24 protein-coding genes and 1 tRNA gene are annotated in these 21,889 nt (G+C 70.5%); 16 read left to right on the plus strand and 9 right to left on the minus strand.

Annotation, left to right across the window (positions count from 1 at the left end):
* Nucleotides 1–54 precede the first annotated feature (54 nt).
* From BU28_RS0104855 to leuB, 3 genes are all read right to left on the minus strand, one after another.
* Nucleotides 55–130 (minus strand) — tRNA-Trp (locus BU28_RS0104855).
* Between the two features lie 62 nt (nucleotides 131–192).
* Complete coding sequence (locus BU28_RS0104860) at nucleotides 193–1,440, minus strand: glycerate kinase type-2 family protein (protein WP_028718468.1); 1,248 nt, start codon at nucleotides 1,438–1,440, stop codon at nucleotides 193–195.
* 88 nt (nucleotides 1,441–1,528) lie between these two features.
* The gene (gene leuB, locus BU28_RS0104865; RefSeq protein WP_028718469.1) at nucleotides 1,529–2,650 is read right to left on the minus strand and encodes a 3-isopropylmalate dehydrogenase; all 1,122 of its coding nucleotides are present in this window, start codon (nucleotides 2,648–2,650) and stop codon (nucleotides 1,529–1,531) included.
* A gap of 146 nt (nucleotides 2,651–2,796) precedes the next feature.
* Between leuB and BU28_RS0104870 the strand changes: the two genes are divergently transcribed.
* On the plus strand, nucleotides 2,797–3,600 hold the full coding sequence (locus BU28_RS0104870) for a uracil-DNA glycosylase (protein ID WP_028718470.1): 804 nt from the start codon (nucleotides 2,797–2,799) through the stop codon (nucleotides 3,598–3,600).
* Here the strand turns inward: BU28_RS0104870 and BU28_RS0104875 are convergent.
* Entirely contained in the window at nucleotides 3,597–4,376 is a 780-nt protein-coding gene (locus BU28_RS0104875) for a protein-disulfide reductase DsbD domain-containing protein (RefSeq protein WP_051577736.1), read from the minus strand. The genes BU28_RS0104870 and BU28_RS0104875 overlap by 4 nt on opposite strands.
* Nucleotides 4,377–4,486: 110 nt before the next feature.
* On the opposite strand from BU28_RS0104875, the gene BU28_RS0104880 reads away from it, so the two are divergent.
* Complete coding sequence (locus BU28_RS0104880) at nucleotides 4,487–5,059, plus strand: YqgE/AlgH family protein (RefSeq protein ID WP_028718472.1); 573 nt, start codon at nucleotides 4,487–4,489, stop codon at nucleotides 5,057–5,059.
* Nucleotides 5,060–5,066: 7 nt separating this feature from the next.
* Here BU28_RS0104880 and BU28_RS0104885 read toward each other — a convergent pair whose 3' ends face one another.
* Nucleotides 5,067–6,017 carry an L-threonylcarbamoyladenylate synthase gene (locus tag BU28_RS0104885; RefSeq protein ID WP_028718473.1) on the minus strand — a complete coding sequence of 317 codons (951 nt, stop codon included), beginning with the start codon at nucleotides 6,015–6,017 and terminating at the stop codon, nucleotides 5,067–5,069.
* Between the two features lie 113 nt (nucleotides 6,018–6,130).
* Here BU28_RS0104885 and BU28_RS0104890 point away from each other — a divergent pair, with 113 nt between their 5' ends.
* The 4 genes from BU28_RS0104890 to BU28_RS0104905 all read left to right on the plus strand — a co-directional run bounded on the left by BU28_RS0104890 (nucleotide 6,131) and on the right by BU28_RS0104905 (nucleotide 9,722).
* Nucleotides 6,131–7,822 carry an acyl-CoA dehydrogenase gene (locus BU28_RS0104890; RefSeq protein WP_028718474.1) on the plus strand — a complete coding sequence of 564 codons (1,692 nt, stop codon included), beginning with the start codon at nucleotides 6,131–6,133 and terminating at the stop codon, nucleotides 7,820–7,822.
* Nucleotides 7,819–8,844: an MBL fold metallo-hydrolase gene (locus BU28_RS0104895; RefSeq protein ID WP_028718475.1), complete on the plus strand. Its 1,026-nt coding sequence runs from the start codon at nucleotides 7,819–7,821 to the stop codon at nucleotides 8,842–8,844. Before BU28_RS0104890 ends, BU28_RS0104895 begins: the two co-directional genes overlap by 4 nt.
* A gap of 61 nt (nucleotides 8,845–8,905) precedes the next feature.
* Nucleotides 8,906–9,058: an aa3-type cytochrome c oxidase subunit IV gene (locus tag BU28_RS0104900; RefSeq protein WP_028718476.1), complete on the plus strand. Its 153-nt coding sequence runs from the start codon at nucleotides 8,906–8,908 to the stop codon at nucleotides 9,056–9,058.
* A gap of 16 nt (nucleotides 9,059–9,074) precedes the next feature.
* Nucleotides 9,075–9,722 (plus strand): hypothetical protein, encoded by a 648-nt coding sequence (locus tag BU28_RS0104905; protein ID WP_028718477.1) that lies wholly within the window; start codon nucleotides 9,075–9,077, stop codon nucleotides 9,720–9,722.
* A 3-nt stretch (nucleotides 9,723–9,725) separates the two neighbouring features.
* On the opposite strand, the gene BU28_RS0104910 is transcribed toward BU28_RS0104905, so the two are convergent.
* Complete coding sequence (locus tag BU28_RS0104910) at nucleotides 9,726–10,052, minus strand: AzlD domain-containing protein (protein ID WP_028718478.1); 327 nt, start codon at nucleotides 10,050–10,052, stop codon at nucleotides 9,726–9,728.
* Complete coding sequence (locus BU28_RS0104915; RefSeq protein ID WP_081791273.1) at nucleotides 10,049–10,828, minus strand: AzlC family ABC transporter permease; 780 nt, start codon at nucleotides 10,826–10,828, stop codon at nucleotides 10,049–10,051. The genes BU28_RS0104910 and BU28_RS0104915 overlap by 4 nt, the downstream gene beginning before the upstream one ends.
* 78 nt (nucleotides 10,829–10,906) lie before the next feature.
* Here BU28_RS0104915 and BU28_RS0104920 point away from each other — a divergent pair, with 78 nt between their 5' ends.
* A complete protein-coding gene (locus BU28_RS0104920) occupies nucleotides 10,907–11,506 on the plus strand; it encodes a GNAT family N-acetyltransferase (RefSeq protein WP_028718480.1) in 600 nt (199 codons plus the stop codon).
* On the opposite strand, the gene BU28_RS0104925 is transcribed toward BU28_RS0104920, so the two are convergent.
* Nucleotides 11,488–12,492 carry a hypothetical protein gene (locus BU28_RS0104925; RefSeq protein ID WP_028718481.1) on the minus strand — a complete coding sequence of 335 codons (1,005 nt, stop codon included), beginning with the start codon at nucleotides 12,490–12,492 and terminating at the stop codon, nucleotides 11,488–11,490. The genes BU28_RS0104920 and BU28_RS0104925 overlap by 19 nt on opposite strands.
* Before the next feature lie 24 nt (nucleotides 12,493–12,516).
* A complete protein-coding gene (gene greA, locus BU28_RS0104930; protein ID WP_028718482.1) occupies nucleotides 12,517–12,987 on the minus strand; it encodes a transcription elongation factor GreA in 471 nt (156 codons plus the stop codon).
* 272 nt (nucleotides 12,988–13,259) lie between these two features.
* Between greA and BU28_RS0104935 the strand changes: the two genes are divergently transcribed.
* The 9 genes from BU28_RS0104935 to BU28_RS0104975 all read left to right on the plus strand — a co-directional run bounded on the left by BU28_RS0104935 (nucleotide 13,260) and on the right by BU28_RS0104975 (nucleotide 21,726).
* On the plus strand, nucleotides 13,260–14,906 hold the full coding sequence (locus BU28_RS0104935) for an electron transfer flavoprotein-ubiquinone oxidoreductase (protein ID WP_028718483.1): 1,647 nt from the start codon (nucleotides 13,260–13,262) through the stop codon (nucleotides 14,904–14,906).
* 92 nt (nucleotides 14,907–14,998) lie between these two features.
* Nucleotides 14,999–16,852 (plus strand): tetratricopeptide repeat protein, encoded by a 1,854-nt coding sequence (locus tag BU28_RS0104940; RefSeq protein WP_233145068.1) that lies wholly within the window; start codon nucleotides 14,999–15,001, stop codon nucleotides 16,850–16,852.
* Nucleotides 16,849–17,667, plus strand: coding sequence for a 4-(cytidine 5'-diphospho)-2-C-methyl-D-erythritol kinase (locus BU28_RS0104945; protein ID WP_028718485.1), 819 nt, complete (start codon nucleotides 16,849–16,851; stop codon nucleotides 17,665–17,667). The genes BU28_RS0104940 and BU28_RS0104945 overlap by 4 nt, the downstream gene beginning before the upstream one ends.
* Nucleotides 17,668–17,696: 29 nt before the next feature.
* Nucleotides 17,697–18,431, plus strand: coding sequence for a pyridoxine 5'-phosphate synthase (locus BU28_RS0104950; RefSeq protein ID WP_028718486.1), 735 nt, complete (start codon nucleotides 17,697–17,699; stop codon nucleotides 18,429–18,431).
* Between the two features lie 43 nt (nucleotides 18,432–18,474).
* A complete protein-coding gene (gene acpS / locus BU28_RS0104955; protein WP_028718487.1) occupies nucleotides 18,475–18,897 on the plus strand; it encodes a holo-ACP synthase in 423 nt (140 codons plus the stop codon).
* 54 nt (nucleotides 18,898–18,951) lie between these two features.
* On the plus strand, nucleotides 18,952–19,743 hold the full coding sequence (gene lepB, locus BU28_RS0104960; protein WP_028718488.1) for a signal peptidase I: 792 nt from the start codon (nucleotides 18,952–18,954) through the stop codon (nucleotides 19,741–19,743).
* A gap of 41 nt (nucleotides 19,744–19,784) precedes the next feature.
* The gene (gene rnc / locus BU28_RS0104965; RefSeq protein ID WP_028718489.1) at nucleotides 19,785–20,474 is read left to right on the plus strand and encodes a ribonuclease III; all 690 of its coding nucleotides are present in this window, start codon (nucleotides 19,785–19,787) and stop codon (nucleotides 20,472–20,474) included.
* Complete coding sequence (era, locus tag BU28_RS0104970) at nucleotides 20,471–21,382, plus strand: GTPase Era (protein WP_028718490.1); 912 nt, start codon at nucleotides 20,471–20,473, stop codon at nucleotides 21,380–21,382. The genes rnc and era overlap by 4 nt, the downstream gene beginning before the upstream one ends.
* 8 nt (nucleotides 21,383–21,390) lie before the next feature.
* Nucleotides 21,391–21,726 carry a DUF1491 family protein gene (locus BU28_RS0104975; RefSeq protein WP_028718491.1) on the plus strand — a complete coding sequence of 112 codons (336 nt, stop codon included), beginning with the start codon at nucleotides 21,391–21,393 and terminating at the stop codon, nucleotides 21,724–21,726.
* Nucleotides 21,727–21,889: the final 163 nt, after the last annotated feature.

Consider the following 21,889-nt stretch of genomic DNA (forward strand, 5'->3'; position numbering starts at 1 on the left):
GGTTTCGGCTCCGGGTTTCACGGTGCGGGGATCATCCTGCGACGGAAAACCGGCTGGCAGGGGTTGGGGGACTCGAACCCACGACCCTCGGTTTTGGAGACCGATGCTCTACCAACTGAGCTAAACCCCTGTGCCTGCGCTTCCATAGAATTTGCGGCGGATGCCGTCAAGCATGGAAAAACCCCGGCCTCCTTACCCGACCAGGATCGCCCTGAAGTCGTTGACGTTGGTCAGGGTGGGTCCGGTGCTGACCAGATCGCCTATCCGCGCGAACAGGCTGTAGCTGTCGTGCCCGGCCAGCATCGCGCGCGGATCAAGCCCCGCCGCACGGGCCCGGGCCAGCGTGTCGGGGGTGACGATGGCGCCCGCCGCATCCTCGGACCCGTCGATGCCGTCGGTGTCGCCCGACAGCGCGTGGATGCCCGGCTGGCCATCCAGCGCCACGGCCAAGGCCAGCAGGAACTCAGTATTCCGCCCACCCTTGCCGGGCTTGGCCGAACCGATGGTCACGGTCGTCTCGCCCCCCGACAGCAGCACCGCCGGCGCTCCGACCGGCAGCCCGTGCAGGGCGGCCGAACGCGCGATCCCGGCCATGACCTGACCGGCGGCAGACGCCTCGCCCTCGATCGCGTCGCCCAGGATCAGGGGCGTCACGCCCTCGGCCCGCGCCACCGCAGCCGCCGCCTCGAGCGCCATCAGGGGCGTCGCGATCAGCCGGTAATCGGCCTGGAATTCCGGCAGGGGCGCGGGCGCTTGCAGCAGCAGGCGCCGCGCCGCCTCGGGCAAGTCGGGACCAAGCAGCGCCACAACGTCCGACAGATCCGCCCCCGCCTCGGGGTCCCAGACCGTCGGCCCCGAGGCGATGGCCAGCGGATCGTCGCCCGGCACGTCCGAGATCGCCAGCGTCACCATCCTTGCCGGGGCCGCTGCCAGCGCCAGCCGCCCGCCCTTGACCGAGGACAGCCTGCGCCGCACCCGGTTCATGACCGAGATCGGCGCCCCCGAGGCCAGCAGCAGCCGGTTCACCTGCATCTTGTCGTCCAGCGTCAGGCCCGGCGCCGGCGCCGTCATCAGCGCCGAGCCCCCGCCCGAGATCAGCGCCAGAACCAGATCGTCGGGTCCGAGCCCCCGCACCGCCGCCAGGATGCGCTGCGCGGCCTCGGCCCCCGCCTGGTCCGGAACGGGATGGGCGGCCTCGATGACCTCGATGCGGCGTGTCGGCACGGCGTGGCCGTAGCGGGTCACGACCACGCCGGTCACGTCGGGCCATTCCGCCTCGACCGCACGGGCCATGGCGGCGGCGGACTTGCCCGCCCCCACCACGACCACCCGGCCCCGGGGCCGCTCCGGCAGATGCCGCGCCAGAACCCGCGCCGGATCGGCGCTCTCAACTGCCGCGCGGAAAAGGCGGCGAAGGAAACCGTCTGGATCGACCGCCATCACATCCCCCATTCAGATAGCCGCGCCGGACAGGCGCAAATGCAAGGCCGCGTTCCGGCGCCGGCCCGAGGAGCGGCGCCGGGGCGGATCACAGCGCCGCCAGCGCCTCGACGATGCGGTCGCCCATCTGTGCGGTGGACACCGGGGTGCCGCCCTCGGCCCCCATCAGGTCGGCGGTGCGCACGCCGTCGACCAGCACCTTCTCGACCGCGCGCTCCAGCAGGTCGGCCTCGGCCCCCAGATCGAAGGAGTAACGCAGGCACATGGCAAAGCTCAGGATGCAGGCGATCGGGTTGGCCTTGCCCTGACCCGCGATGTCGGGGGCCGAGCCGTGCACGGGTTCATACAACGCCTTGGGCCGGCCGTTCGCCATCGGCGCGCCAAGGCTGGCCGAGGGCAGCATGCCAAGGCTGCCGGTCAGCATCGCCGCCGCGTCGGACAGAATGTCGCCGAACAGGTTGTCGGTCACGATCACGTCGAACTGGCGCGGATTGCGCACCAGCTGCATGGCGCCATTGTCGGCATACATGTGCGACAGTTCGACCTCGGGATATTCGTTGTCGTGCACCCACTGGACTTCCTCGCGCCACAGGATGCCCGATTCCATCACATTGGCCTTTTCCATCGAACAGACCCGGTTGCCGCGCTTTTTGGCCAGTTCGAAGGCGGCGCGGGCGACGCGGCGGATCTCGCCGCTGGTGTAGCGCTGGGTGTTGATGCCGACGCGGCCGCCCTCGTTCTCGGGGTTGTTGTCATCGGCGTGGATGCCGCGCGGCTCGCCGAAATAGACGCCCGAGGTCAGTTCGCGCACGATCAGGATGTCGAGGCCCGCCACCACCTCGCGCTTCAGCGACGAAAAATCGGCCAGCGCGTCAAAGCATTGCGCCGGGCGCAGGTTGGCGTAAAGGTCCATCTCCTTGCGCAGGCGCAGCAGGCCGCGCTCGGGTTTGACGCTGAAATCCAGGTTGTCGTATTTCGGCCCGCCCACGGCGCCCAGCAGGACCGCATCGACGGCCTGGGCCTTTTCCATCGTCTCGTCCGCCAGGGGCTTGCCGTGCTTGTCATAGGCGGCGCCGCCCACCAGATCCTCGCTGACGTCAAAGGCGATGCCCTTGTTCGTCTGGAACCAGCCGATGACCTTGCGCACCTCGGCCATGACTTCGGGACCGATGCCGTCGCCGGGCAGGATCAGCAGGGAATGGGTGGTCATCTCAGGCATCCTCTTGTGCAGCTGGCGTTTCGCAAGATCGCCTATCCGGGGCGTCCCGCTGCGTCAAGTTCAAGCCCCCGGCGCAAAGGCCGGCGCCAAATGCGAGGCGCCTTGCCCGGGACGGCCGCGCGCCCTAGCTTGCGCGCATGACGGCCGATCCGACCTATCGGGGATTCGCGCTCGACGCGGAAACCGCGCTGGCTCTTCTGCAATGGCAGGCCGAGCTGGGCGCGGACGAGCCATGCCTGGACGCCCCCATCGACCGCTACGACATGCCCGACCGCGCCGCGCCCCCTGCGCCGGCGGCGGCCGTTCAGGCCCCCCTGGCCTTGCCCGAGGATCCCGCCCAGGACCACGCCGCCCTGGCCGAGGCGATGGCCGCCGGCGCCCGGACCCTGGCCGAGCTTGCCGCCGCGCAAGAGGCCTTCGACGGCATCGACCTGAAAAAGGGGGCGCGCAACTTCTGCTTCGCCGACGGCAGTCCGGGTGCCCGCGTGATGATCATCGGCGAGGCCCCGGGCGAGGAGGAGGACCGCCAGGGCCGGCCCTTCGTCGGGCGCGCGGGCCAGCTTCTGGACCTGATGTTCGGCGCCATCGGCCTGTCGCGTCAGGCCGTCGATGCCGAGCGCGCGCTTTACATCACCAATGTGCTGCCCTGGCGGCCGCCGGGCAACCGCCGCCCCGAGGCGGCCGAGATGGCGATGATGCTGCCGTTCCTGCGCCGCCATGTGGAGCTGATCCAGCCCGACCTGCTGGTGCTGATGGGCAACACGCCCTGCATGGCCGCGCTGAACCGGCAGGGCATCCTGAAGCTGCGCGGCCAGTGGACCGAAGCCTTCGGCCTGCCCACCCTGCCGATGGCCCATCCCGCCTATCTGCTGCGCACGCCGCTGGCCAAGCGCGAGGCCTGGGCCGACCTTCTATCCATCGCGGCCCGGCTCGAGCCCTAGCCGGGCGTGCAGCCGCGGTATTCGAGCGCCGTGTCCGGGGCGATCAGGGTCAGGCGCAGATCCGCAGGGTCCAGCGCAAAGGGCTTGCCGGTCTCGGCCACGAAATCGGCCTCGGCGGTCAGGATATCGCCCTGCCGCGACAGTTCGGGCTGCGACACCCAGACCGGGGCGCCCCCCGGCTCTCCCTCAAGCTCCATCGCGACCTCGGGGGCCGTCGCGTCGAACCGGGCGGTGACCCGCATCCCGTCGGCGATGGGCTCGATCCGGCAGGGCGGCTGGTCTGGGGCCTGATCCGGCATCCGCTCCAGCGCGGCCTGGATCACCGGGTCGGGGCCGGGACCGGGCGGCGGCGCCCGCAAGGCCACCTCGGCCGGAACGCAGATGTCGTCGCACAGGCCGAAATCGACCCGGGCATGCAGGTCAACCGGCCGTGCCGGATCCTGCGGCGCGACCTCGATCGGCAGGACCAGTTCGTCGTGATAGCCCAAGGTGCGCTCTCCGCCCGATTCAAAGGCTTCGGGGCGCGGCCAGTGCAGATCCACCCGGCCCAGGTTCTGCGACTGTCCCCAGTCGAAGCGCGGCGGCACGCCCGCGTCGCCGGGGCTGCGCCAATAGGTCTTCCATCCCGGCTCCAGCCGCAGGCGCAGGGCGGTCATGCGGTGCCCCTGGGGCGTGACCCAGCCCGCCATCAGCTCGGCCGAGGCAAGGCCGGGGGGCGGGACATCCTGGGCCAGGGCGGAACAGGGCATGAGGAGCAGCAGGGCAAGGGCTTTCATGGCTGCATTCATAGGCGCCCCCGGGGGCGGGGGTGAAGTCACAAATCCGGCAGGGTCTTGCGAAAGCGGTCCTCTGCGCCGATCTTTGTTGCAAGCGTAAAGGAGTTCCCGTGCACCCTTCCAGCAATCTGACCGGCAAGCTGCTGATCGCCATGCCCGGCATGCGCGATCCGCGTTTCGAGCATTCCGTGATCCTGGTCTGCGCCCATTCCGATGAAGGGGCGATGGGGCTGGTGGTAAATCGCGCGATGCCCGACGTGGGGTTTTCGGACCTTCTGGCGCAGCTTGGAATCGACGCCGGCCCCGATGCGATGGACATTCCCGTCCGCTTCGGCGGCCCGGTCGAGCCGGGGCGCGGCTTCGTGCTGCACCGCGTCTCCGAGGGCGCCGAGTTGGGCGAGAACCGGATGCGCATCGGCGCGACGCTGGCCATGTCCACGACCCGCGACATCCTCGAGGATTTCGCCCAGGGGCGCGGCCCGCAGCCGGCGATGCTGGCCCTGGGTTACGCGGGCTGGGGGCCGGGGCAGCTTGACAGCGAGATCCTGGACAATGGCTGGCTGACCTCGGACCAGTACGATGAGATCATCTTCGGCACCGACAATGCCGCCAAGTGGCGCGCGGCGCTGATGGGCATGGGGATCGACCCGCTGGCGCTGTCGCCGAACGCCGGCCACGCCTGAACCCGCCCTAGCGCGGCGCCGCCGCCCGCCGCAGCCGGTCGTTGATCGCGGCGCCGAGGCCCGTGTCGGGCACCGGCGCGACGGCGATGGGCCGACCCTGGGCATCGGCCTGGTGCAGCAGCTCGAACAGCCGCGCCGCCGCCTCGGCCAAGTCGGCCCCCTCGCTCAGGCTCATCTCTCCGGCAACGGGGCCAAAGCCGATCAGCAGCTCGCCCGGGCGCGCCGCAGTGGCGTTCAGCCGCAGGCTGGCGCGCGGGGCGTAATGGCTGGTCAGCTGGCCCGGGGCATTCGGCGCCGCGGGGTCCAGCCGGGGGGTGGCCACCGGCCCACCCAGCGCGGCGGCGATCGCCTCGGCGGGCAGGCCGCCGGGGCGCAGCAGCACGGGTCGGCCGTCCTGCCAGCCGATAATCGTCGATTCCACCCCGACCGGGCAGGCCCCCGCGTCCAGCACGGCCGCGATGCGCCCGCCAAGGCCCGTGAGGGGATCGGCCACATGCGCCGCCGTGGTCGCGCTGATCCGTCCCGAGGGGTTGGCCGAGGGCGCCGCCAGCGGCCCGCCGAAGCGGCGCAGCAGCGCCTGCGCCACAGGATGCGCCGGCACCCGGATCGCCACCGTGTCCAGCCCTGCCGTCACCAGGGGCGCGATGCCCGACCCGGGCCGCAGCGGCAGCACCAGCGTCAGCGCGCCCGGCCAGAAGGCATCGGCCAGGTCGCGCGCGGCATCGTCCAGCACCGCGATGCGTTCGGCCGCCCCCAGGTCGGGCAGGTGCACGATCAGCGGGTTGAAGCTCGGCCGGCCCTTGGCCTCGTAGATGCGGGCGACCGCCCGGCCGTCGCGGGCGTCGCCCGCCAGACCATAGACCGTCTCGGTCGGCATGGCGACCAGTTCGCCCCGCGCCAGCAGCGCGCTGGCCTCGGCCAGGCCCTGATCGTCCGGGACAAGAAGGCGGGTCTGCATCGTTACGTCGGGTTCGGGTTGCTGGCGCAGGGCGCGCCCATAATATGGTTTCGGGGACCAATTACGCGCCCGGGGCCGATTTGCCAAGGCGCCAGAGGGGGAGAAAGCCAGCCATGACCTATCGCGCGCCCGTCGATCAGATCGCCTTCATCCTGAACCGGGTCGTGGCCTTTCCCCAGCTTGCGCAAACCGAGCGTTTCGCCGAGGCCACCCCCGAGACGGTCGAGGCGATCCTGACCGGCGCCGCCCGGCTGGCCACCGACGTGATCGCGCCGATGAACCGGGCGGGCGATCTGCACCCGGCGCGGCTGGAAAACGGCGCGCTCCGCTCCAGCCCCGGGTTCGCCGAGGCGTTCCGTGCGCTGGCCGACGGAGGCTGGATCGGGCTGTCGGCGGACCCCGACCATGGCGGCATGGGCCTGCCGCAGGCACTGAACATGGCGGTGAACGAAATGGTCGCCTCGGGCTGCCTGGCGCTGCAGTTGAACCCGCTGCTGACCCAGGGCCAGATCGAGGCGCTGGAGCATCACGGCAGCGACGAACTGAAGGCCCTGTATCTGCCCAAGCTGACCTCGGGGGAATGGTCGGGCACGATGAACCTGACCGAGCCGCAGGCCGGTTCCGACGTGGGCGCGCTGACCACAAGGGCCGAGCGCGCCGGGGACGGGACCTATCGCATCACCGGGCAGAAGATCTTCATCACCTGGGGCGACAGCGACGTGACGGAAAACGTCTGCCATCTGGTCCTGGCCCGGCTGCCCGACGGCGCACCCGGCACCCGCGGCATCAGCCTGTTCATGGTGCCGAAGTTCATCCCCGACGAAAACGGCAGGCCCGGCGTCCCGAACGACCTGCGCGTCGTCAGCCTGGAACACAAGCTGGGCATCCACGGCTCGCCCACCTGCGTGATGAGCTTCGAGGGCGCCAAGGGCTGGCTGGTCGGCCAGGAACACAAGGGCATGGCGGCGATGTTCACCATGATGAACTGCGCCCGCCTGGGCGTCGGCATCCAGGGCGTGGCGCAGGCCGAGGCGGCCTTGCAGCAGGCCGTCGCCTATGCGGCCGAGCGCAACCAGATGGGCCCGATCATCCGCCACCCGGACGTGCGCCGGATGCTGGCCGAGGCGCGGGCCGAGGTCTTTGCCGCCCGCGCGATCTGCCTGGGCTGCGCCGTCGCCATCGACATGGCGCGGGCGACCGGCAGCGCGGACTGGGCGGCGCGGGCGGCCTTCCTGACCCCCATCGCCAAGGCCTATGGCACCGATGTCGGCATCCGCGTGGCCGACATGGGCGTCCAGGTCCACGGCGGCATGGGCTATATCGAGGAAACCGGCGCCGCCCAATACCTGCGCGACGTGCGCATCACCGCGATCTACGAAGGCACGAACGGCATCCAGGCGATGGACCTGGTCGGCCGCAAGCTGGCCGACGGCGGGGCCGCCGCCACGGCGCTGCTGGACGAGATCCTGGACGGCGCCAAGGCCGCACAGGCCCGGCAGCCCGATCTGGCGCATGAGGTCTGGCAGGCCGCCGAGACCCTGCGCGAGGCGACGCTGGACCTGCTGGAGCTTGCACCCGAGGACCGTTTCGCGGGCGCCGTGCCTTATCTCATGGCCTTCGCCCGGGTGCTGGGCGCGCATTACCACCTGCGCGCGGCGGTGGAGGGGGGGCCAGCCACGCTGGCGCGGGTCCATGTCAACCGCATCCTGCCGCAGTTCTGCGCCGACCTGGCGGCGGTGCGGGCCGGGGGCGCGGATCTCGGGGCCCTTGACGATGCCCTGCTGGCGGGCCAGATGGCCGGGTGATCCGCAGCGAACCCCATATCCCCCCGGCCGAAGGCGAGGCGCGAGAGATCGCGCCGGGCGTCCTGTGGATGCAGATGCCCCTGCCCTTCAAGCCCGACACCGTCAACTGCTATGCCCTGCGCGACGCCGATGGCTGGACGCTGGTCGACACCGGCATCGACACCGCGCGCATCCGCGCACTGTGGCAGGCGCTGATGCAGGGGCCGCTGGCCGGCGCGCCGGTCACGCGGCTGATCGCCACCCATCACCATCTGGACCACATGGGGCTGGCCGGCTGGTTCCGTTCAAGCCACGGGGTCGAGCTGTGGACCTCGCGCACCGCCTGGCTGACGGCGCGCATGTCGATCCTGGACGTGCAGGACCGCCCGACGCCGCAGGCGCTGGCGTTCTGGCGCCAAGCCGGGATGCCGCCCGATATGATCGCCGAGCGGGCCGCGGAACGGCCCTTCAACATGGCGGACCTCTCGGCACCCCTGCCGCCCGGCTATCGCCGCCTGGCCGAGGGGCACGAGATCGCCTTCGGCGAGCGGCGCTGGATCGTCCGCATGGGCGAGGGGCACGCCCCCGAACATGTCACCCTGTGGTCGCAGGACGACGATCTGGTGATCGGCGGCGATCAGCTTCTGGCCTCGATCTCGCCCAATCTCGGCGTGCATCCGAACGAGCCCGAGGGCGACCCGATCGGCGGCTGGCTGACCAGTTGCGCCCGGCTGGCCGAGCACGCCCGGCCCGACCAGCTGATCCTGCCCGGCCACCGGCTGCCCTATCGCGGGCTGCCGACCCGGCTGCGCCAGCTGATCGACAACCAGCGCGCCGCGCTGGAGCGGCTGGCCGCCGGGCTGGCGGGCGCGCCGCGCACCACGGTCGGCTGCTTCGACCTGCTGTATCGCCGGGTGATCGGCAAGCCCGAGTTCGGGCTGGCCCTGGCCGAGGCGGTGGGCCACATCAACCACCTGCGCGCGGCGGGCCGGGTGTGGCCCGTGGGCCAGACCGAGCAGGGCGCCACCCTTTGGGGGGCGTGACAGCCCCCCCGGCTTGGGCTATCCAAGGCGCGACGCAGCGCAGAATCCCGGGGGAGGAACCATGGCCTCGCATCACGAAGTCACCGAACACAAGCACGGCTCGATGGACATCAGCGATCATCAGAAGACGTTCGCCGGTTTCATCAGGGTCTCGACCTGGGTCGTGGGGCTGTCGATCGCGGTGCTGATCTTCCTGGCGCTGGCGAACAGCTGATCCTTCGGAGCATTCGATGCAAAGACGTGCCTTCCTCGCGCTGGCCCTGCCGGCTGCGCTAGCAGCCTGCGGCGCCGACAATGTCTGGGACACAGACGAGGCGATCCGCAAGGCGCGCTATGTTTCGAACGAGCCGCCCTCGATCTCGCTCTTGACGGTGATCGGCATCCCGCGCGGCGAAGGCGGCCATTCCGCGCTGCTCATCAATGGCAGCCAGCGAGTGATCTTCGACCCGGCGGGCAGCTGGAACCATCCGGCGATCCCGGAACGCAACGACGTGCTTTACGGGATCACGCCGAACTTCAAGAACTTCTACATCGACTACCACGCGCGCGAAACCTTCTGGGTGGCCGAGGATACGGTCCAGGTGCCGCTGGCCGTGGCCGATGCCGCGATCCGCGCCGCCGAACAGCACGGTTCGGTCAACAAGAGCTTCTGCGCGGTCGCGACCGGGCAGGTGCTGCGCCAAGTGCCGGGGTTCCAGGGCGCGCCCACCGGCTTTTCGCCGCTGAAGCTGCGGCGCTGGTTCCTGACCCTGCCGGGCGTGACCAGCAAGAAGCACATGGACGGCGATCCGGCCAACAACCACAACGTCCTGCTGCGGCAGAAGAACGGCGTGATCGCGGGCTATGGCCCCGACGGGCAGTTGCACGCCCGGAACTAGGCCCTAGCCCATCAGGGCGAGCATCCCGAACAGCGTGGCCATCCCCGCCAGGATGGCCGCCAGCATGTTGCGCGTCAGAACGCCCACCGCCAGCGTGACGATGGCCGCGGTCAGCCGGGCGGGGTCGGGCCGCCCGCCGGTCGCCGCCGGAAACAGCGCCAGCGGAACCGCGATGGCCGGCAACACCGCCACCGCCGTATAGCGCAGCGCCCGCGCCGCCCAGGACGGAATCGGCCGGCTGCCGATGGCGCCCAGGAACGACCAGCGGATCAGATAGGTGCCGGCCCCCAGGGCCAGGATCACCAGCCAGATCTTGGCGTCGAAGCTCATGCCGCGGCTCCCTTGCGTTCCATCCGCCATTCGACCCAGGCGCCCGTCGCCATCGCCAGGGGCGCCGCGACCAGGATGCCCAGCCCCGAGGGCAGCACGCTGAAGACCAGCGCGCCCAGGATCGACACTCCGGCGGCGGCGATATGGGCGGGGCTGCGCAGCATGGGCGCCACCATCGCCAGGAAGGTGATCGGCACCGCGAAATCCAGCGCCCAGCTTTCCGGGATCGCCCGGCCCAGCGTGAAGCCAAGCGCCGTGGCCAGGAACCAGGGCACGCAGCAGCCGATGGCCGTGCCGGTGAAATAGGCCATCCGCTGGTCCAGCCGCAGGCGGGGATTGGCCTCGTAATGCTGGATCGCCAGGGCATAGGTCTGGTCGATCAGCACATAGGACAGGAACGCCCGCCAGCGGGTCGGCGCCTGGCCCAGCCAAGGCACCAGCGAGGCGGAATACATCGCCAGCCGCAGGTTCACCGCCAGGGCCGACAGGATCACCACGATGGTCGGCGCATGATCGGCGATCAGCTGCACCGCGGTGAATTGCGAGGCGCCCGCCAGCACCAGCACGGAAAAGCCCATGACCTGCGGCAGATCGAACCCCGCCGCGTCCGACACCACGCCGAACAGCAGGCCGAAGGGCACCAGCACCAGCAGAAAGGGCAGCGACTGGATCAGCCCGTGGCGCAGGCATTGCCCCCGGGTGCGGGCCAGGACGCGGCGCGCCTCGGGCGTCAGGACCGGCGCGGGGTCGTCCGGGTCCGGGGAAGCTTTGGTCATTGTCTGGCTGCGTGCACTGCGGGCATAAGGATCGGCGCCAGATTGGACAAAGCGCGTCCCCCGCGCAAGAGAGGGATCATGCCCACCCCGCCCGCCTTTCGCATCCTGACGGGCGTGCCGACGGCCCTGCAGGGCGCGGCGGCGCGGCTTTACTGGCGACAGTTCGGCCACCTGCTGCAACCGCTGCCCACGCGGCCCGCGCGGGGCGTGGCGCTGGTGCGGGCGCTGATGCGGCCGGACCTGGGGCTGGTCGCGCTGGCGCCGTCAGGGCGGCTGGTCGGAATGGCGGGACTGGTGGACGGTCGCGGCGCCTTTCTGGAAGGCCGGGCCGCGGGCTATGCCGATGCCTTCGGGCCCGTGGCGGGGCGGCTGCGCGCGCTGTGCGCCCGTCTGTATCGCGGCGGCCCGGCGACGACGGATCTGGTCATCCAGGGCTGCGCCGTGGCGCCGGGGTGGCGCCGGCGGGGCGTGGCCCGTGCCTTGGCGGCAGCCGCCGAAGCCCATGCCCGGGCGCGCGGCCATCCCGCCCTGCGGGTCGAGGTCGAGGCCGGAAACAAGCCTGGCCTCGCGGCCTGGCAGGCAATGGGCTTTCGCCCCGTCGCCCGCCAACGGCTGGGCTGGCCCTGGAGCCCGCCCGCCCATGTGCTGCGCCGCCCGGTTCAGGAGACGGCGGGCTGATCCCCGCCTGCCTCGGGCGCGGGCCCGGGCGTGCCCAGAACCCCGGTGATCTGGCCCAGCAGGGTAAAGGCCCGGCCCGAACGCGTCTCGGCAAGGACGGCCAGGACGGTGTCGCCGTCGGTTTCGGCGCGTTGGCCCAGCAGGCGGTCGAAATGGCGCATGAAATGCTGCGCCACGTCGCGAAACACCGCATCCGCGCGCATCATCTCGGCAGCGCCGGCCAGGGCCTGGGCATCGTCGACCACGGCCAGCCCCGCCACCGCCTCGCCGCGCGCGCCCTGGACAAAGGCGCGCCACAGCGCGGGGTCGGTTTCGGGCACCTGGATGTCGTCCATATAGATGCCGCGGCTGGCCAGCAGCGTCACCACGTCCTGGGCGGCACGGATCAGCCGGGCAAGCTCGGGGTGCGACAGCGCCAGGCGCAGGCAGCGAATCGCCTCGTGGTCGTCGGGGCCGTCGGGAAAGTTCAGCGCCATGAAGACCTCGGCCGCGGTCAGCTCGGGCGCGGGGGGCGTCTCGGCCGGGCGCGGGGCCTGGGCGGCCAGGGGCTGGGCCGCGGGGCGGCGGGGCGGAACCGCCGCCGGGCGCGGCACGGGGCGCGGCTGGGGCTGAGAGTGGGCCTGAGAGTGGGACTGGGCCAGGGGCTGCGTCCGCATCTCGGGCAGCGGCTCGTCGCCCGGCTCCGAGGTGCGCATCTGCCCAAGCAGCGCGCGCAGCTCCTCGGCCTCCGCGCGCAGCACGGCCAGGCTGCGGGCGGACCAGACGGCGAACCAGATCAGCGCCAGGGGCAGCACCACGCCCAGGGCGCGCAGCAGCCAGCCGCCAAGGGACGGCCCGGCCGCCTCGGCCGTCGCCTCGCCCCCGCCGGCCCAGGCCAGGATCGCGACCAGCGCCAGCCAGACGAGGCTTGCGGCGGCGCCCAGGGTCACCAGCCGGTCGCGGCCCTGTCCGGCGGCAAGCCGGCTCAGCGATTGCAGCCCGTTCATGCGGCCATCCTTGCGCTGCGGGTCTCAGACATAGCGGATCGCGATGATCTCATAGGATTTCCCCCCGCCGGGCGTGACGACCTCGACGCTGTCGCCCTCGTCCTTGCCGATCAGGGCGCGGGCCAGGGGCGAACGGATGTTCAGCAGGCCGCGTTCCAGGTCGGCCTCGGATTCGCCGACGATCTGATAGGTCCGCTCTTCCTCGGTGTCCTCGTCCAGCAGGGTGACGGTGGCGCCGAACTTGACGCTGCCCGACAGGCGCGACGGGTCGATCACCTCGGCGCGCGAAATGATCATCTCGAGTTCCTTGATGCGGCCCTCGACAAAGCTCTGCTTTTCGCGGGCGGCATGGTATTCGGCGTTCTCGGACAGATCGCCATGCTCGCGCGCCTCGGCGATGGCGCGGATCACGGCGGGACGCTCGACCGCGCGCAGTTCGCGCAATTCCTCGTCCAGCTGGTCGTAGCCCGCACGGGTCATCGGTATCTTTTCCATTCCGGTCCTTCCGCCGCCCCCAGGGCAGCCCCAATCTGCGCGATCCTCAAGGTGTGCGGACGCCCCCGACCGTCGGCCGGGGGCGTCCGCTGAAACCGGATGCATCGTGGCGCGATTGGCCCAACGTTTCAAGACCCGCCGTCGCCGCCTTGCCCGGCCCCGCGCGAAAGCGTCGCAACCCGGTCATGGAGCGTCGCGTTTTCATTGCCCAGCCCGGCGTTCCGGGATAGGGATTGCCCCCGAACGCGAGCTAGGAGCAGGGGGACCAAGCCATGTCGGAGATCGTCCGGGAGTCGATGGATTACGACGTCGTGATCGTTGGGGGCGGTCCGGCGGGGCTATCGGCGGCAATCCGGCTGAAGCAGATCAACCCCGAACTCTCTGTGGTGCTCTTGGAGAAGGGCTCCGAGATCGGCGCGCATATCCTGTCGGGCGCGGTTCTGGACACCGTGGGCCTTGACCGGCTGATCCCCGACTGGAAGGCCAAGGGCGCCCCCGTCACCACCGAGGTCACGACCGACAATTTCTTCATCCTGGGCGAACAGGGCCAGGTGCGGGTGCCGAACTGGCCGATGCCGCGGCTGATGTCGAACCACGGCAAGTATATCGTCAGCATGGGCAACGTCTGCCGCTGGCTCGCCGAACAGGCCGAAGCGCTGGAGGTGGAGATCTTCCCCGGCATGGCCTGCTCGCAGCTGGTCTACGAGGGCGAGCGGGTCGTGGGCGTCGTCGCCGGCGAGATGGGGCTCGAGGCCGACGGCACCCCCGGCCCGGCCTATGAGCCCGGCATGGAGCTGCGCGGCAAATACGTCCTGATCGCCGAGGGCGTGCGCGGCAGCCTCGCCAAGGAGCTGATCGGCAAATACGACCTCTCGGCCGGGCACGAACCGCAGAAATACGGCATCGGCATGAAGGAGATCTGGGAGATCGACCCCGAGAAGGCCCGCCCCGGCACCGTCACCCACACCATGGGCTGGCCCCTAGGCAAGAACGCCGGCGGCGGCAGCTTCATCTATCACCTCGAGGGCAACCAGGTGCTGGTCGGTTTCGTCGTTCACCTGAACTATGAAAACCCCTATCTTTACCCCTACATGGAGTTCCAGCGCTTCAAGCACCATCCGCTGGTGGCGGATCTTCTGGAGGGCGGCAAGCGCGTGGCCTATGGCGCGAGGGCGATTTCCGAAGGCGGCTGGCAGTCGATCCCCAAGCTGACCGTTCCGGGGGCGGCGCTTTTGGGCTGCTCGGCCGGCATGGTCAACGTGCCGCGCATCAAGGGCAACCACAACGCCATGCTCTCGGGCATCGCCGCGGCCGAGGCGGCGGCGGCGGCCATCGCCGCGGGGCGGATGGGCGACGAGCTGACCGATTACGAAGCCGAGGTCCGCAGCGGCGCCATCGCCAAGGACCTCAAGCCCGTGCGCAACGTCAAGCCGCTCTGGTCGCGGCTTGGCCTGTCGGCAAGCCTGGCGCTGGGGGGTTTTGACATGTGGGTGGCGGGCCTGACCGGCTGGAACCCGATGGGGACCTGGAAGCACGGCAAGACCGACGCGCAGGCCACCGGCAAGGCCGCCGATTTCAAGCCCATCGACTACCCCAAGCCCGACGGCAAGCTCAGCTTCGACCGGCTGACCAACGTGGCGTTCTCCTTTACCAACCACGAGGAAAGCCAGCCCTGCCACCTGAAGCTGAAGGACCCCTCGATCCCCATCGCGGTGAACCTGCCGCTTTATGCCGAGCCGGCGCAGCGCTATTGCCCGGCCGGGGTCTATGAGGTGCTGGAGGGACCCGAGGGCCCGCGCTTCCAGATCAACTTTCAGAACTGCGTGCATTGCAAGACCTGCGACATCAAGGACCCCAGCCAGAACATCGTCTGGACCACGCCTCAAGGCGGAGACGGGCCGAACTACCCGAATATGTGATCGCAAGGCGCGGGGCATGCCGACCGGCGGCGTTGCCCTGCCCCGCCATCGGGGCTAGGTTCACGCAAATTGCCGGAATGTGGGCCGTTGCCGTGACGAAAAGACTGATCCCCCTGGCGCTGATCGCGCTGACCGCCGCGCCGCTGATGCCGACGGCGGCGCCAGCCGCCCCGGTCCTGGCGCAAGAGGCGCCCTTGCCCCGCCCGGCCCGCGCCACGACCGCCCCGACGCCGCCCACGCCCGAGGTGCGGGGCCTTTCCGGTCCCTATCTGGCGGCGCGGCAGGCAGCCATCGCCAACGACTATCGCAGCGCCGCGAACTATTACCTGCAGGCCTTGGCGCAGGACGACACCGATCCCTTCCTGCAGGACAGCGCCCTGGTCGCGCTGATTTCCGCCGGAGAGATGGAGCGCGCCGCGGCGCTTGCCGTGACCATGGCCGACCAGGGCCGCGCGACCGAACTGGCCGGGCTGATGCAGCGGACCAAGCTGGCGCGCACCGAACGCTGGCAGGATCTCGTCAACGCCATTGACCGCGCCCCGCCCCCCGCGCCCGACGACGGCATGGCCGAGGCGACGCCGGGCGGCGCGGTCCTGCTGGACAAGATGATCCGGGCCTGGGCGCTGCTTGGGGCCGGCAACGCGCGGCAGTCGCTCTCTGCCTTCGAAGAACTGGGCAAGGTGCGCGGCGCCCGGCCCATGGTCAACTATCACCTGGCCCTGGCCAAGGCCAAGGTCGGCGACTACGAAGGCGCCGAGGCGCTGCTGTCCGATCCCCAGACCGGCGCCCATATCCTGGGCGTGGTCGCCCGGGCCCAGATCCTGTCGCAGCTGGAACGCAACCGGGATGCCGTCGCCCTGCTGGAAGGCACCCCCGGCTTTGCCGAGGAGCCGCAGCTCGTGGCGCTGCGCGACCGGCTGGCGCAGGGCCAGACCCTGCCCTTCGATTCGATCCGCAGCCCGGCCGACGGCATCGCCCAGGTGTTCCTGACCTTCGCCAGCGTGCTGGCCACGAACGAGGAGCCCGACCCGCTGGCGCTGATCCACGCGCGGCTGGCCGCCTATCTGTCGCCCGACCTGGGCGAGGCGCATCTTCTGTCGGCCCAGCTTCTGCAGGGCTTCGGCCAGTTCGATCTGGCCGAGCAGGAATTCGAGGCGCTGCGCGACCTGGGCGACATGCGCCCCATCGCGGAACTGGCGCGGATCGACGCCCTGGCCCGGGCCGAGCGTCTGGCCGATGCGGAAAAGGCCGCGCTGGGGCTGACCGCCGCCCATCCCGAACTGGCGCAGGGCTGGATCGCGCTTGGCGACCTTTTGCGCCAGCAGGACAAGTTCGCCCAGGCGATCCCGGCCTATGACAAGGCGCTGTCGCTGGTCGGCCCGGACGCCGGCGAGGCGCGCTGGTTCCCGCTTTACGCGCGCGGCATCGCGCTGGAACGCGCCGGCCAGTTCGACAAGGCCGAAGCCGATTTCCGCGAAGCGCTGAAGCTGCGCCCCGACAGCGCGCAGGTGCTGAACTATCTGGGCTACAGCCTGGTCGACCGGGGCGAAAAGCTGGACGAGGCGCTGACCCTGATCCAGCGCGCGGTCGATCTGCGGCCGGACGACGGCTATATCCTGGATTCGCTGGCCTGGGCCTATTACCGCATGGGCCGCTATGCCGAGGCCGTGGCCCCGATGGAAAAAGCGGTCGCCGCCATGTCGGACGATTCGCTGGTCAACGACCACATGGGCGACATCTACTGGATGGTCGGCCGCAAGCGCGAGGCCGAGATCCAGTGGCACCGCGCGCTGAGCCTGGAGCCCGAGACCGAGGCCGAGGCGCACCGCATCCGCGCCAAGCTGGACCGGGGCCTCGACGCCGTCCTGGCCGAGGAAAAGGCCCATGGCGGCAAGCTGCCCGCGCCCGACCCCGTCCCCTCGGAGGCCGCGCAGCAACAGGAATGATGCGCCGCGAAAAGGCCCCCGCCAAGCTGAACCTGACCCTGCATGTCACCGGCCGGCGGGCGGACGGCTATCACCTGCTGGATTCGCTGGTGGTGTTCCTGGACCTGGGCGATGTGGTGACGCTGGCGCCGGGCCCCCTCTCGCTGACCGTCACCGGCCCCTTTGCCCATGGGCTCGACGACCCCGACAACCTGTGCCTGCGCGCGGCGCGGCTGGCCGGGCACGAGGTGGCGATCATGCTGGAAAAGAACCTGCCCGTCGCCTCGGGAATCGGCGGCGGCTCGGCCGACGCGGCGGCGGTGCTGCGGGCGCTCGGCACGCGGGTGCCGCGACCCGAGGTCCTGGGCGCCGACGTTCCGGTCTGCCTGGCCGGGGTGCCCTGCCGCATGCAGGGCGTCGGAGAGAAGCTTTCCCCCCTGCCCCCGCTGCCGCCCCTGCACCTGGTGCTGGTCAATCCTCGCGCGGGGCTGGCCACGCCGGCGGTGTTCCAGCGCCTGGAACGCCGCGACAACCCGCCCATGCCCGCCGCGCTGCCGGAGTTTCCCGACAGCGCGGCGCTGGTCGATTTCCTCGCCACCTGCCGGAACGACCTGCAGGCACCCGCCATCGCGCTGATGCCCCGGATTGCCGATTGCCTGGCCGCGCTTGGCGACGCGGGCGCCCTGCTTACGCGCATGTCGGGATCGGGCGCGACCTGCTTCGGGATCTTTCCCGACGGGGCGGCCGCGCGCGCGGCCCGCGACCGGATCGCCGCCGCGCGCCCGGACTGGTGGGTCGCCGCATCGGGACTCGCACCCGTGCCCGCAACGGTCTAGACCTGCGGCAGGACCACAAGGGGGAAACCATGCTGCGCCTCGGCGTGAACATCGACCATGTCGCCACCATCCGCAACGCGCGCGGCACGCCCTGGCCGGACCCGGTCCGCGCCGCGAAGCTGGCCGAGGAGGCGGGCGCCGACGGCATCACCGCCCACCTGCGCGAGGATCGGCGCCATATCTCGGACGCCGACATCGACCGGCTGATGGACAGCCTGCGCCTGCCCCTGAACCTGGAAATGGCGGCGACGGCGGAAATGCAGGCCATCGCGCTGCGCCACCGTCCCCACGCCGTCTGCATCGTCCCCGAAAAGCGCGAGGAGCGCACGACCGAAGGCGGCCTCGACGTGGCGGGCAACGAATCCATGCTGTCCGACTTCATCGCCCCGCTGCGCGAGGCGGGCTGCCGGGTGTCGCTGTTCATCGGCCATGAGCCCCGCCAGATCGAAGCCGCGGCCCGCATCGGGGCCGCCGTGGTCGAGCTGCATACCGGCGCCTATTGCGATCTCGACACCGAAGGCCGGCTGCCCGAACGCGACGCCGAGCTGGCGGCGCTGCGCCAGGGCGCGGCCCAGGCCCATCTGCTGGGGCTCGAGGTCCACGCCGGCCATGGCCTGACCTTCGACACCGTCGGCCCCATCGCCGCCATCCCCGAACTGCGCGAACTGAACATCGGCCATTTCCTGATCGCGGAATCGGTCTTTCTGGGCCTCGGCCCGGCAATCCGCGAAATGCGGCGCTGCATGGACGCGGTGCGCCCGTGATGTCTCTGTTTTCCAAAGACCCATGCGGCGGCGCGACCCGGCGATGATCCTGGGCATCGGCACCGACCTTGCCAACATCGACCGCATCGCGGGCGTGCTGGCGCGCCACGGCGACCGCTTTCGCCACCGCGTCTTTACCGAGCGCGAACTGGCGCTGGCGACGCGCCGCCATCTGGAGGCGCCGACCTTGGCCAAGCGCTGGGCCGCCAAGGAGGCCTGCTCCAAGGCGCTGGGCACCGGGCTCGCCATGGGCATCGCCTGGCGCGACATGGCGGTGGCGAACCTGCCCGGGGGCCAGCCGACGATGCAGCTGACCGGCTGGGCGGCGGAACGGCTGGCCGCGATGACGCCCCCGGGCCATGTCGCCCGCGTCCACGTCACGCTGACCGACGATCACCCCTGGGCGCAGGCCTTCGTGGTCATCGAGGCCATTCCCGACGCCGTGAGCATCAGCGCGACGGCTTGACTTTGACGGGCCGCGCGTCCCATGAACGCGCGACTTTCGCAGGAAGGAACGGCCATGGCCAAAAGCGACGCCCGCAAGGATGGGGGCATCTGGGAAACCGTCAAGACCATCTTCTGGGCCCTGCTGATCGCGGGTGTCTTTCGCACGCTGTTCTTCCAGCCGTTCTGGATCCCCTCGGGGTCGATGAAGGACACGCTGCTGATCGGCGATTTCCTGTTCGTCAACAAGATGGCCTACGGCTATTCCGCGGTATCCTGCCCGTTCGGCCTGTGCCCGATCACCGGCCGCATCCTGGCCTCCGAGCCCGAGCGCGGCGACGTGGTGGTGTTCCGCCACCCGACCCGGGGCGACGATTTCATCAAGCGCCTGATCGGCCTGCCCGGCGACCGCATCCAGATGAGGGACGGCGTCCTCTACATCAACGGCGCGGCCGCGCCCCAGGTCCCGGCGGGCGAGTTCACCGAGGAACAGCGCCCCCAGGGCCCGCAGGGCAGCCAGCCCTGCCCCGCGCAGATCCGCCCGGCCCAGGACGGGCTTTGCGTGGCCGAGCGCCTGACCGAGACGCTGCCGAACGGCGTCAGCCACGACGTGCTGAACCTGACCGACAACGGACCCGGCGACAACACGCCGGAATTCGTCGTCCCCGAGGGGCAGTATTTCTTCCTGGGCGACAACCGCGACAATTCGGGCGACTCGCGCTGGCCGGCCTCGGCCGGGGGCGTCGGCATGGTGCCGGCCGAATACCTGATCGGCCGCGCCGACCGGATCATGTTCTCCTCGGCCGGCAAGTCGCTGCTGTATTTCTGGACCTGGCGGGGCGACCGCTTCTTCAAGGCCGTGAACTGACAAGATTGCGCCGCTCCCCCGGCCCGTGGCAGAATTGAACGATGAAGATATCCGCCGAATTGCGCACCTTTACCGAAAGGCTGGGTCATGAATTCGCCCGGCCCGAACTGCTGGTGCGCGCGCTGACCCACGGCTCGATCTCGACCGCGACGCGGCCCGACAACCAGCGGCTGGAATTCCTGGGCGACCGCGTGCTGGGGCTGACCATGGCCGAGGCGCTGTTCTCGGCCGACCGGGCTGCGACCGAGGGCCAGCTTGCGCCCCGCTACAACGCCTTGGTCAAGGGCGAGACCTGCGCCGCCGTCGCCCGCCAGATCGGCCTGGGCGAGGTGCTGAAACTGGGCCGGTCCGAGATGATGTCGGGCGGCCGGCGCAAGGAGGCGCTGCTGGCCGACGCGATGGAGGCGGTGATCGCCGCCGTCTATCTGGACGCGGGCTTCGAGGCGGCGCGGCGGGTGGTGCTGCGGCTTTGGGCGGACCGGCTGGAGAACGTCGACGACGACGCCCGCGATGCCAAGACGGCGCTGCAGGAATGGGCGCAGGCTCAGGGCATGGGCCCGCCGCGATATGTCCAGGCCGCCCGCTCGGGGCCCGATCACGCCCCCGAGTTCGAGATCGTCGTGCGGCTGGACGACGGGCGCGAGGCCACGGCTAGCGGCAAGGGAACGAAACGCAGCATCGAGCAGGCCGCCGCCGCGGCCATGATCGAGCAGATCGAAGGAACCACATGACCGAAACGCGCGCGGGCTTCGTCGCCCTGATCGGCGAGCCGAATGCCGGGAAATCCACCCTGCTGAACCAGATGGTCGGGGCTAAGGTCTCGATCGTGACGCACAAGGTGCAGACCACCCGCGCCCGCATCCGCGGCATCGCCATGCACGAGGGCTCGCAGGTGGTGTTCGTGGATACGCCCGGCATCTTTCGCCCGCGCCGCCGGCTGGACCGCAGCATGGTCAAGGCGGCCTGGGGCGGCGCCGCCGACGCCGACGTGATCCTTTTGCTGATCGAGGCGCATCGCGGCCTGACCGACGGCGCCCGGGCGATCATCGACCAGCTGCGCGAGCATGCCGGGAAGACCCCTGTCGCGCTGGTCATCAACAAGATCGACCGCGTCAAGGCCGAGGCGCTGCTGGCGCTGTCGGCCGAGGTCAACCAGACCTTCGGCTTTGCCAGGACCTTCATGATCTCGGCCGAGAAGGGCTATGGCTGCGGCGACCTGATGGACTGGCTGGCCGCAGAGGTGCCCGAGGGTCCCTGGCTTTACCCCGAGGACCAGGTGGCCGACCTGCCCATGCGCATGATCGCCGCCGAGATCACCCGCGAAAAGCTGACGCTGCGCCTGCACGAGGAGATCCCCTACCAGTTGACGGTCGAGACCGAGCGCTGGGAGGAAAAGAAGGACGGCTCGGCCCGCGTCGACCAGATCGTCTATGTCGCGCGCCCCGGCCACAAGGGCATCGTGCTGGGCAAGGGCGGCGAGACCATCAAGGCCGTGGGCCAGGCCGCCCGCGCTGAACTGATGGAGTTCATGGGCCGGCCCGTGCACCTGTTCCTGCAGGTCAAGGTGCGCGAGAACTGGCTGGACGAGGCCGAGCGCTATGACGAGATGGGCCTTGATTTCCGCGACGGCGATGCCTGAGGCCAGGGATGGCTGAAGCCCGGCTGGCCGCGGGCATCTGGGTCGCGGCCTATCTGCGGCGGCTGGGGCTGGCGGGCATCCCGGCCTATGTCACCCGGCACGGCGACGACACCGCAGGCAGCGTCATGGTCAAATGCACCACCCTGGACGGACAGGCCAGCCTGTGGGGCCGGGAATGGGACTTCGAGACGGACCGACGGCCCTGGCAGCGCCTGTCCGAAGGCCCCGAGCCCGAGGTCGACGCCCGCATCGCCCGCGACGTGGCCCGCGACCCCGACCTGTGGGTGATCGAGATCGAAAGCCGCGACGGCCGCACCCTGCTGGATCAGGATGGCCTAGACTGACTGTCGTTTCCTTGTTGCCCAAATACCCACATGCCACCGCGCCGCCGCCGCTGCTGCATGAGTACTTGCGAAACCGCGAAGGCACCGACGGGGGCGCTTGTGGGAACCGTCGCCACGGGTATTTGGACAACAAGGAAGCTGGGCGTCCTGTCCCGGATGACAA

Source organism: Paracoccus yeei ATCC BAA-599 (assembly GCF_000622145.1).
Lineage (GTDB): Bacteria > Pseudomonadota > Alphaproteobacteria > Rhodobacterales > Rhodobacteraceae > Paracoccus > Paracoccus yeei.

Bases quoted from the DNA above. Each gene is read 5' to 3' on its own strand.
- BU28_RS0104860 (WP_028718468.1), bottom strand. From the start codon at position 1,440: ATGGCGGTCGATCCAGACGGTTTCCTTCGCCGCCTTTTCCGCGCGGCA.
- leuB (WP_028718469.1), bottom strand. From the start codon at position 2,650: ATGACCACCCATTCCCTGCTGATCCTGCCCGGCGACGGCATCGGTCCC.
- BU28_RS0104870 (WP_028718470.1), top strand. From the start codon at position 2,797: ATGACGGCCGATCCGACCTATCGGGGATTCGCGCTCGACGCGGAAACC.
- BU28_RS0104875 (WP_051577736.1), bottom strand. From the start codon at position 4,376: ATGAAAGCCCTTGCCCTGCTGCTCCTCATGCCCTGTTCCGCCCTGGCC.
- BU28_RS0104885 (WP_028718473.1), bottom strand. From the start codon at position 6,017: ATGCAGACCCGCCTTCTTGTCCCGGACGATCAGGGCCTGGCCGAGGCC.
- BU28_RS0104890 (WP_028718474.1), top strand. From the start codon at position 6,131: ATGACCTATCGCGCGCCCGTCGATCAGATCGCCTTCATCCTGAACCGG.
- BU28_RS0104900 (WP_028718476.1), top strand. From the start codon at position 8,906: ATGGCCTCGCATCACGAAGTCACCGAACACAAGCACGGCTCGATGGAC.
- BU28_RS0104905 (WP_028718477.1), top strand. From the start codon at position 9,075: ATGCAAAGACGTGCCTTCCTCGCGCTGGCCCTGCCGGCTGCGCTAGCA.
- BU28_RS0104910 (WP_028718478.1), bottom strand. From the start codon at position 10,052: ATGAGCTTCGACGCCAAGATCTGGCTGGTGATCCTGGCCCTGGGGGCC.
- BU28_RS0104915 (WP_081791273.1), bottom strand. From the start codon at position 10,828: ATGACCAAAGCTTCCCCGGACCCGGACGACCCCGCGCCGGTCCTGACG.
- BU28_RS0104920 (WP_028718480.1), top strand. From the start codon at position 10,907: ATGCCCACCCCGCCCGCCTTTCGCATCCTGACGGGCGTGCCGACGGCC.
- BU28_RS0104925 (WP_028718481.1), bottom strand. From the start codon at position 12,492: ATGAACGGGCTGCAATCGCTGAGCCGGCTTGCCGCCGGACAGGGCCGC.
- greA (WP_028718482.1), bottom strand. From the start codon at position 12,987: ATGGAAAAGATACCGATGACCCGTGCGGGCTACGACCAGCTGGACGAG.
- BU28_RS0104935 (WP_028718483.1), top strand. From the start codon at position 13,260: ATGTCGGAGATCGTCCGGGAGTCGATGGATTACGACGTCGTGATCGTT.
- BU28_RS0104945 (WP_028718485.1), top strand. From the start codon at position 16,849: ATGATGCGCCGCGAAAAGGCCCCCGCCAAGCTGAACCTGACCCTGCAT.
- BU28_RS0104950 (WP_028718486.1), top strand. From the start codon at position 17,697: ATGCTGCGCCTCGGCGTGAACATCGACCATGTCGCCACCATCCGCAAC.
- acpS (WP_028718487.1), top strand. From the start codon at position 18,475: ATGATCCTGGGCATCGGCACCGACCTTGCCAACATCGACCGCATCGCG.
- lepB (WP_028718488.1), top strand. From the start codon at position 18,952: ATGGCCAAAAGCGACGCCCGCAAGGATGGGGGCATCTGGGAAACCGTC.
- rnc (WP_028718489.1), top strand. From the start codon at position 19,785: ATGAAGATATCCGCCGAATTGCGCACCTTTACCGAAAGGCTGGGTCAT.
- era (WP_028718490.1), top strand. From the start codon at position 20,471: ATGACCGAAACGCGCGCGGGCTTCGTCGCCCTGATCGGCGAGCCGAAT.
- BU28_RS0104975 (WP_028718491.1), top strand. From the start codon at position 21,391: ATGGCTGAAGCCCGGCTGGCCGCGGGCATCTGGGTCGCGGCCTATCTG.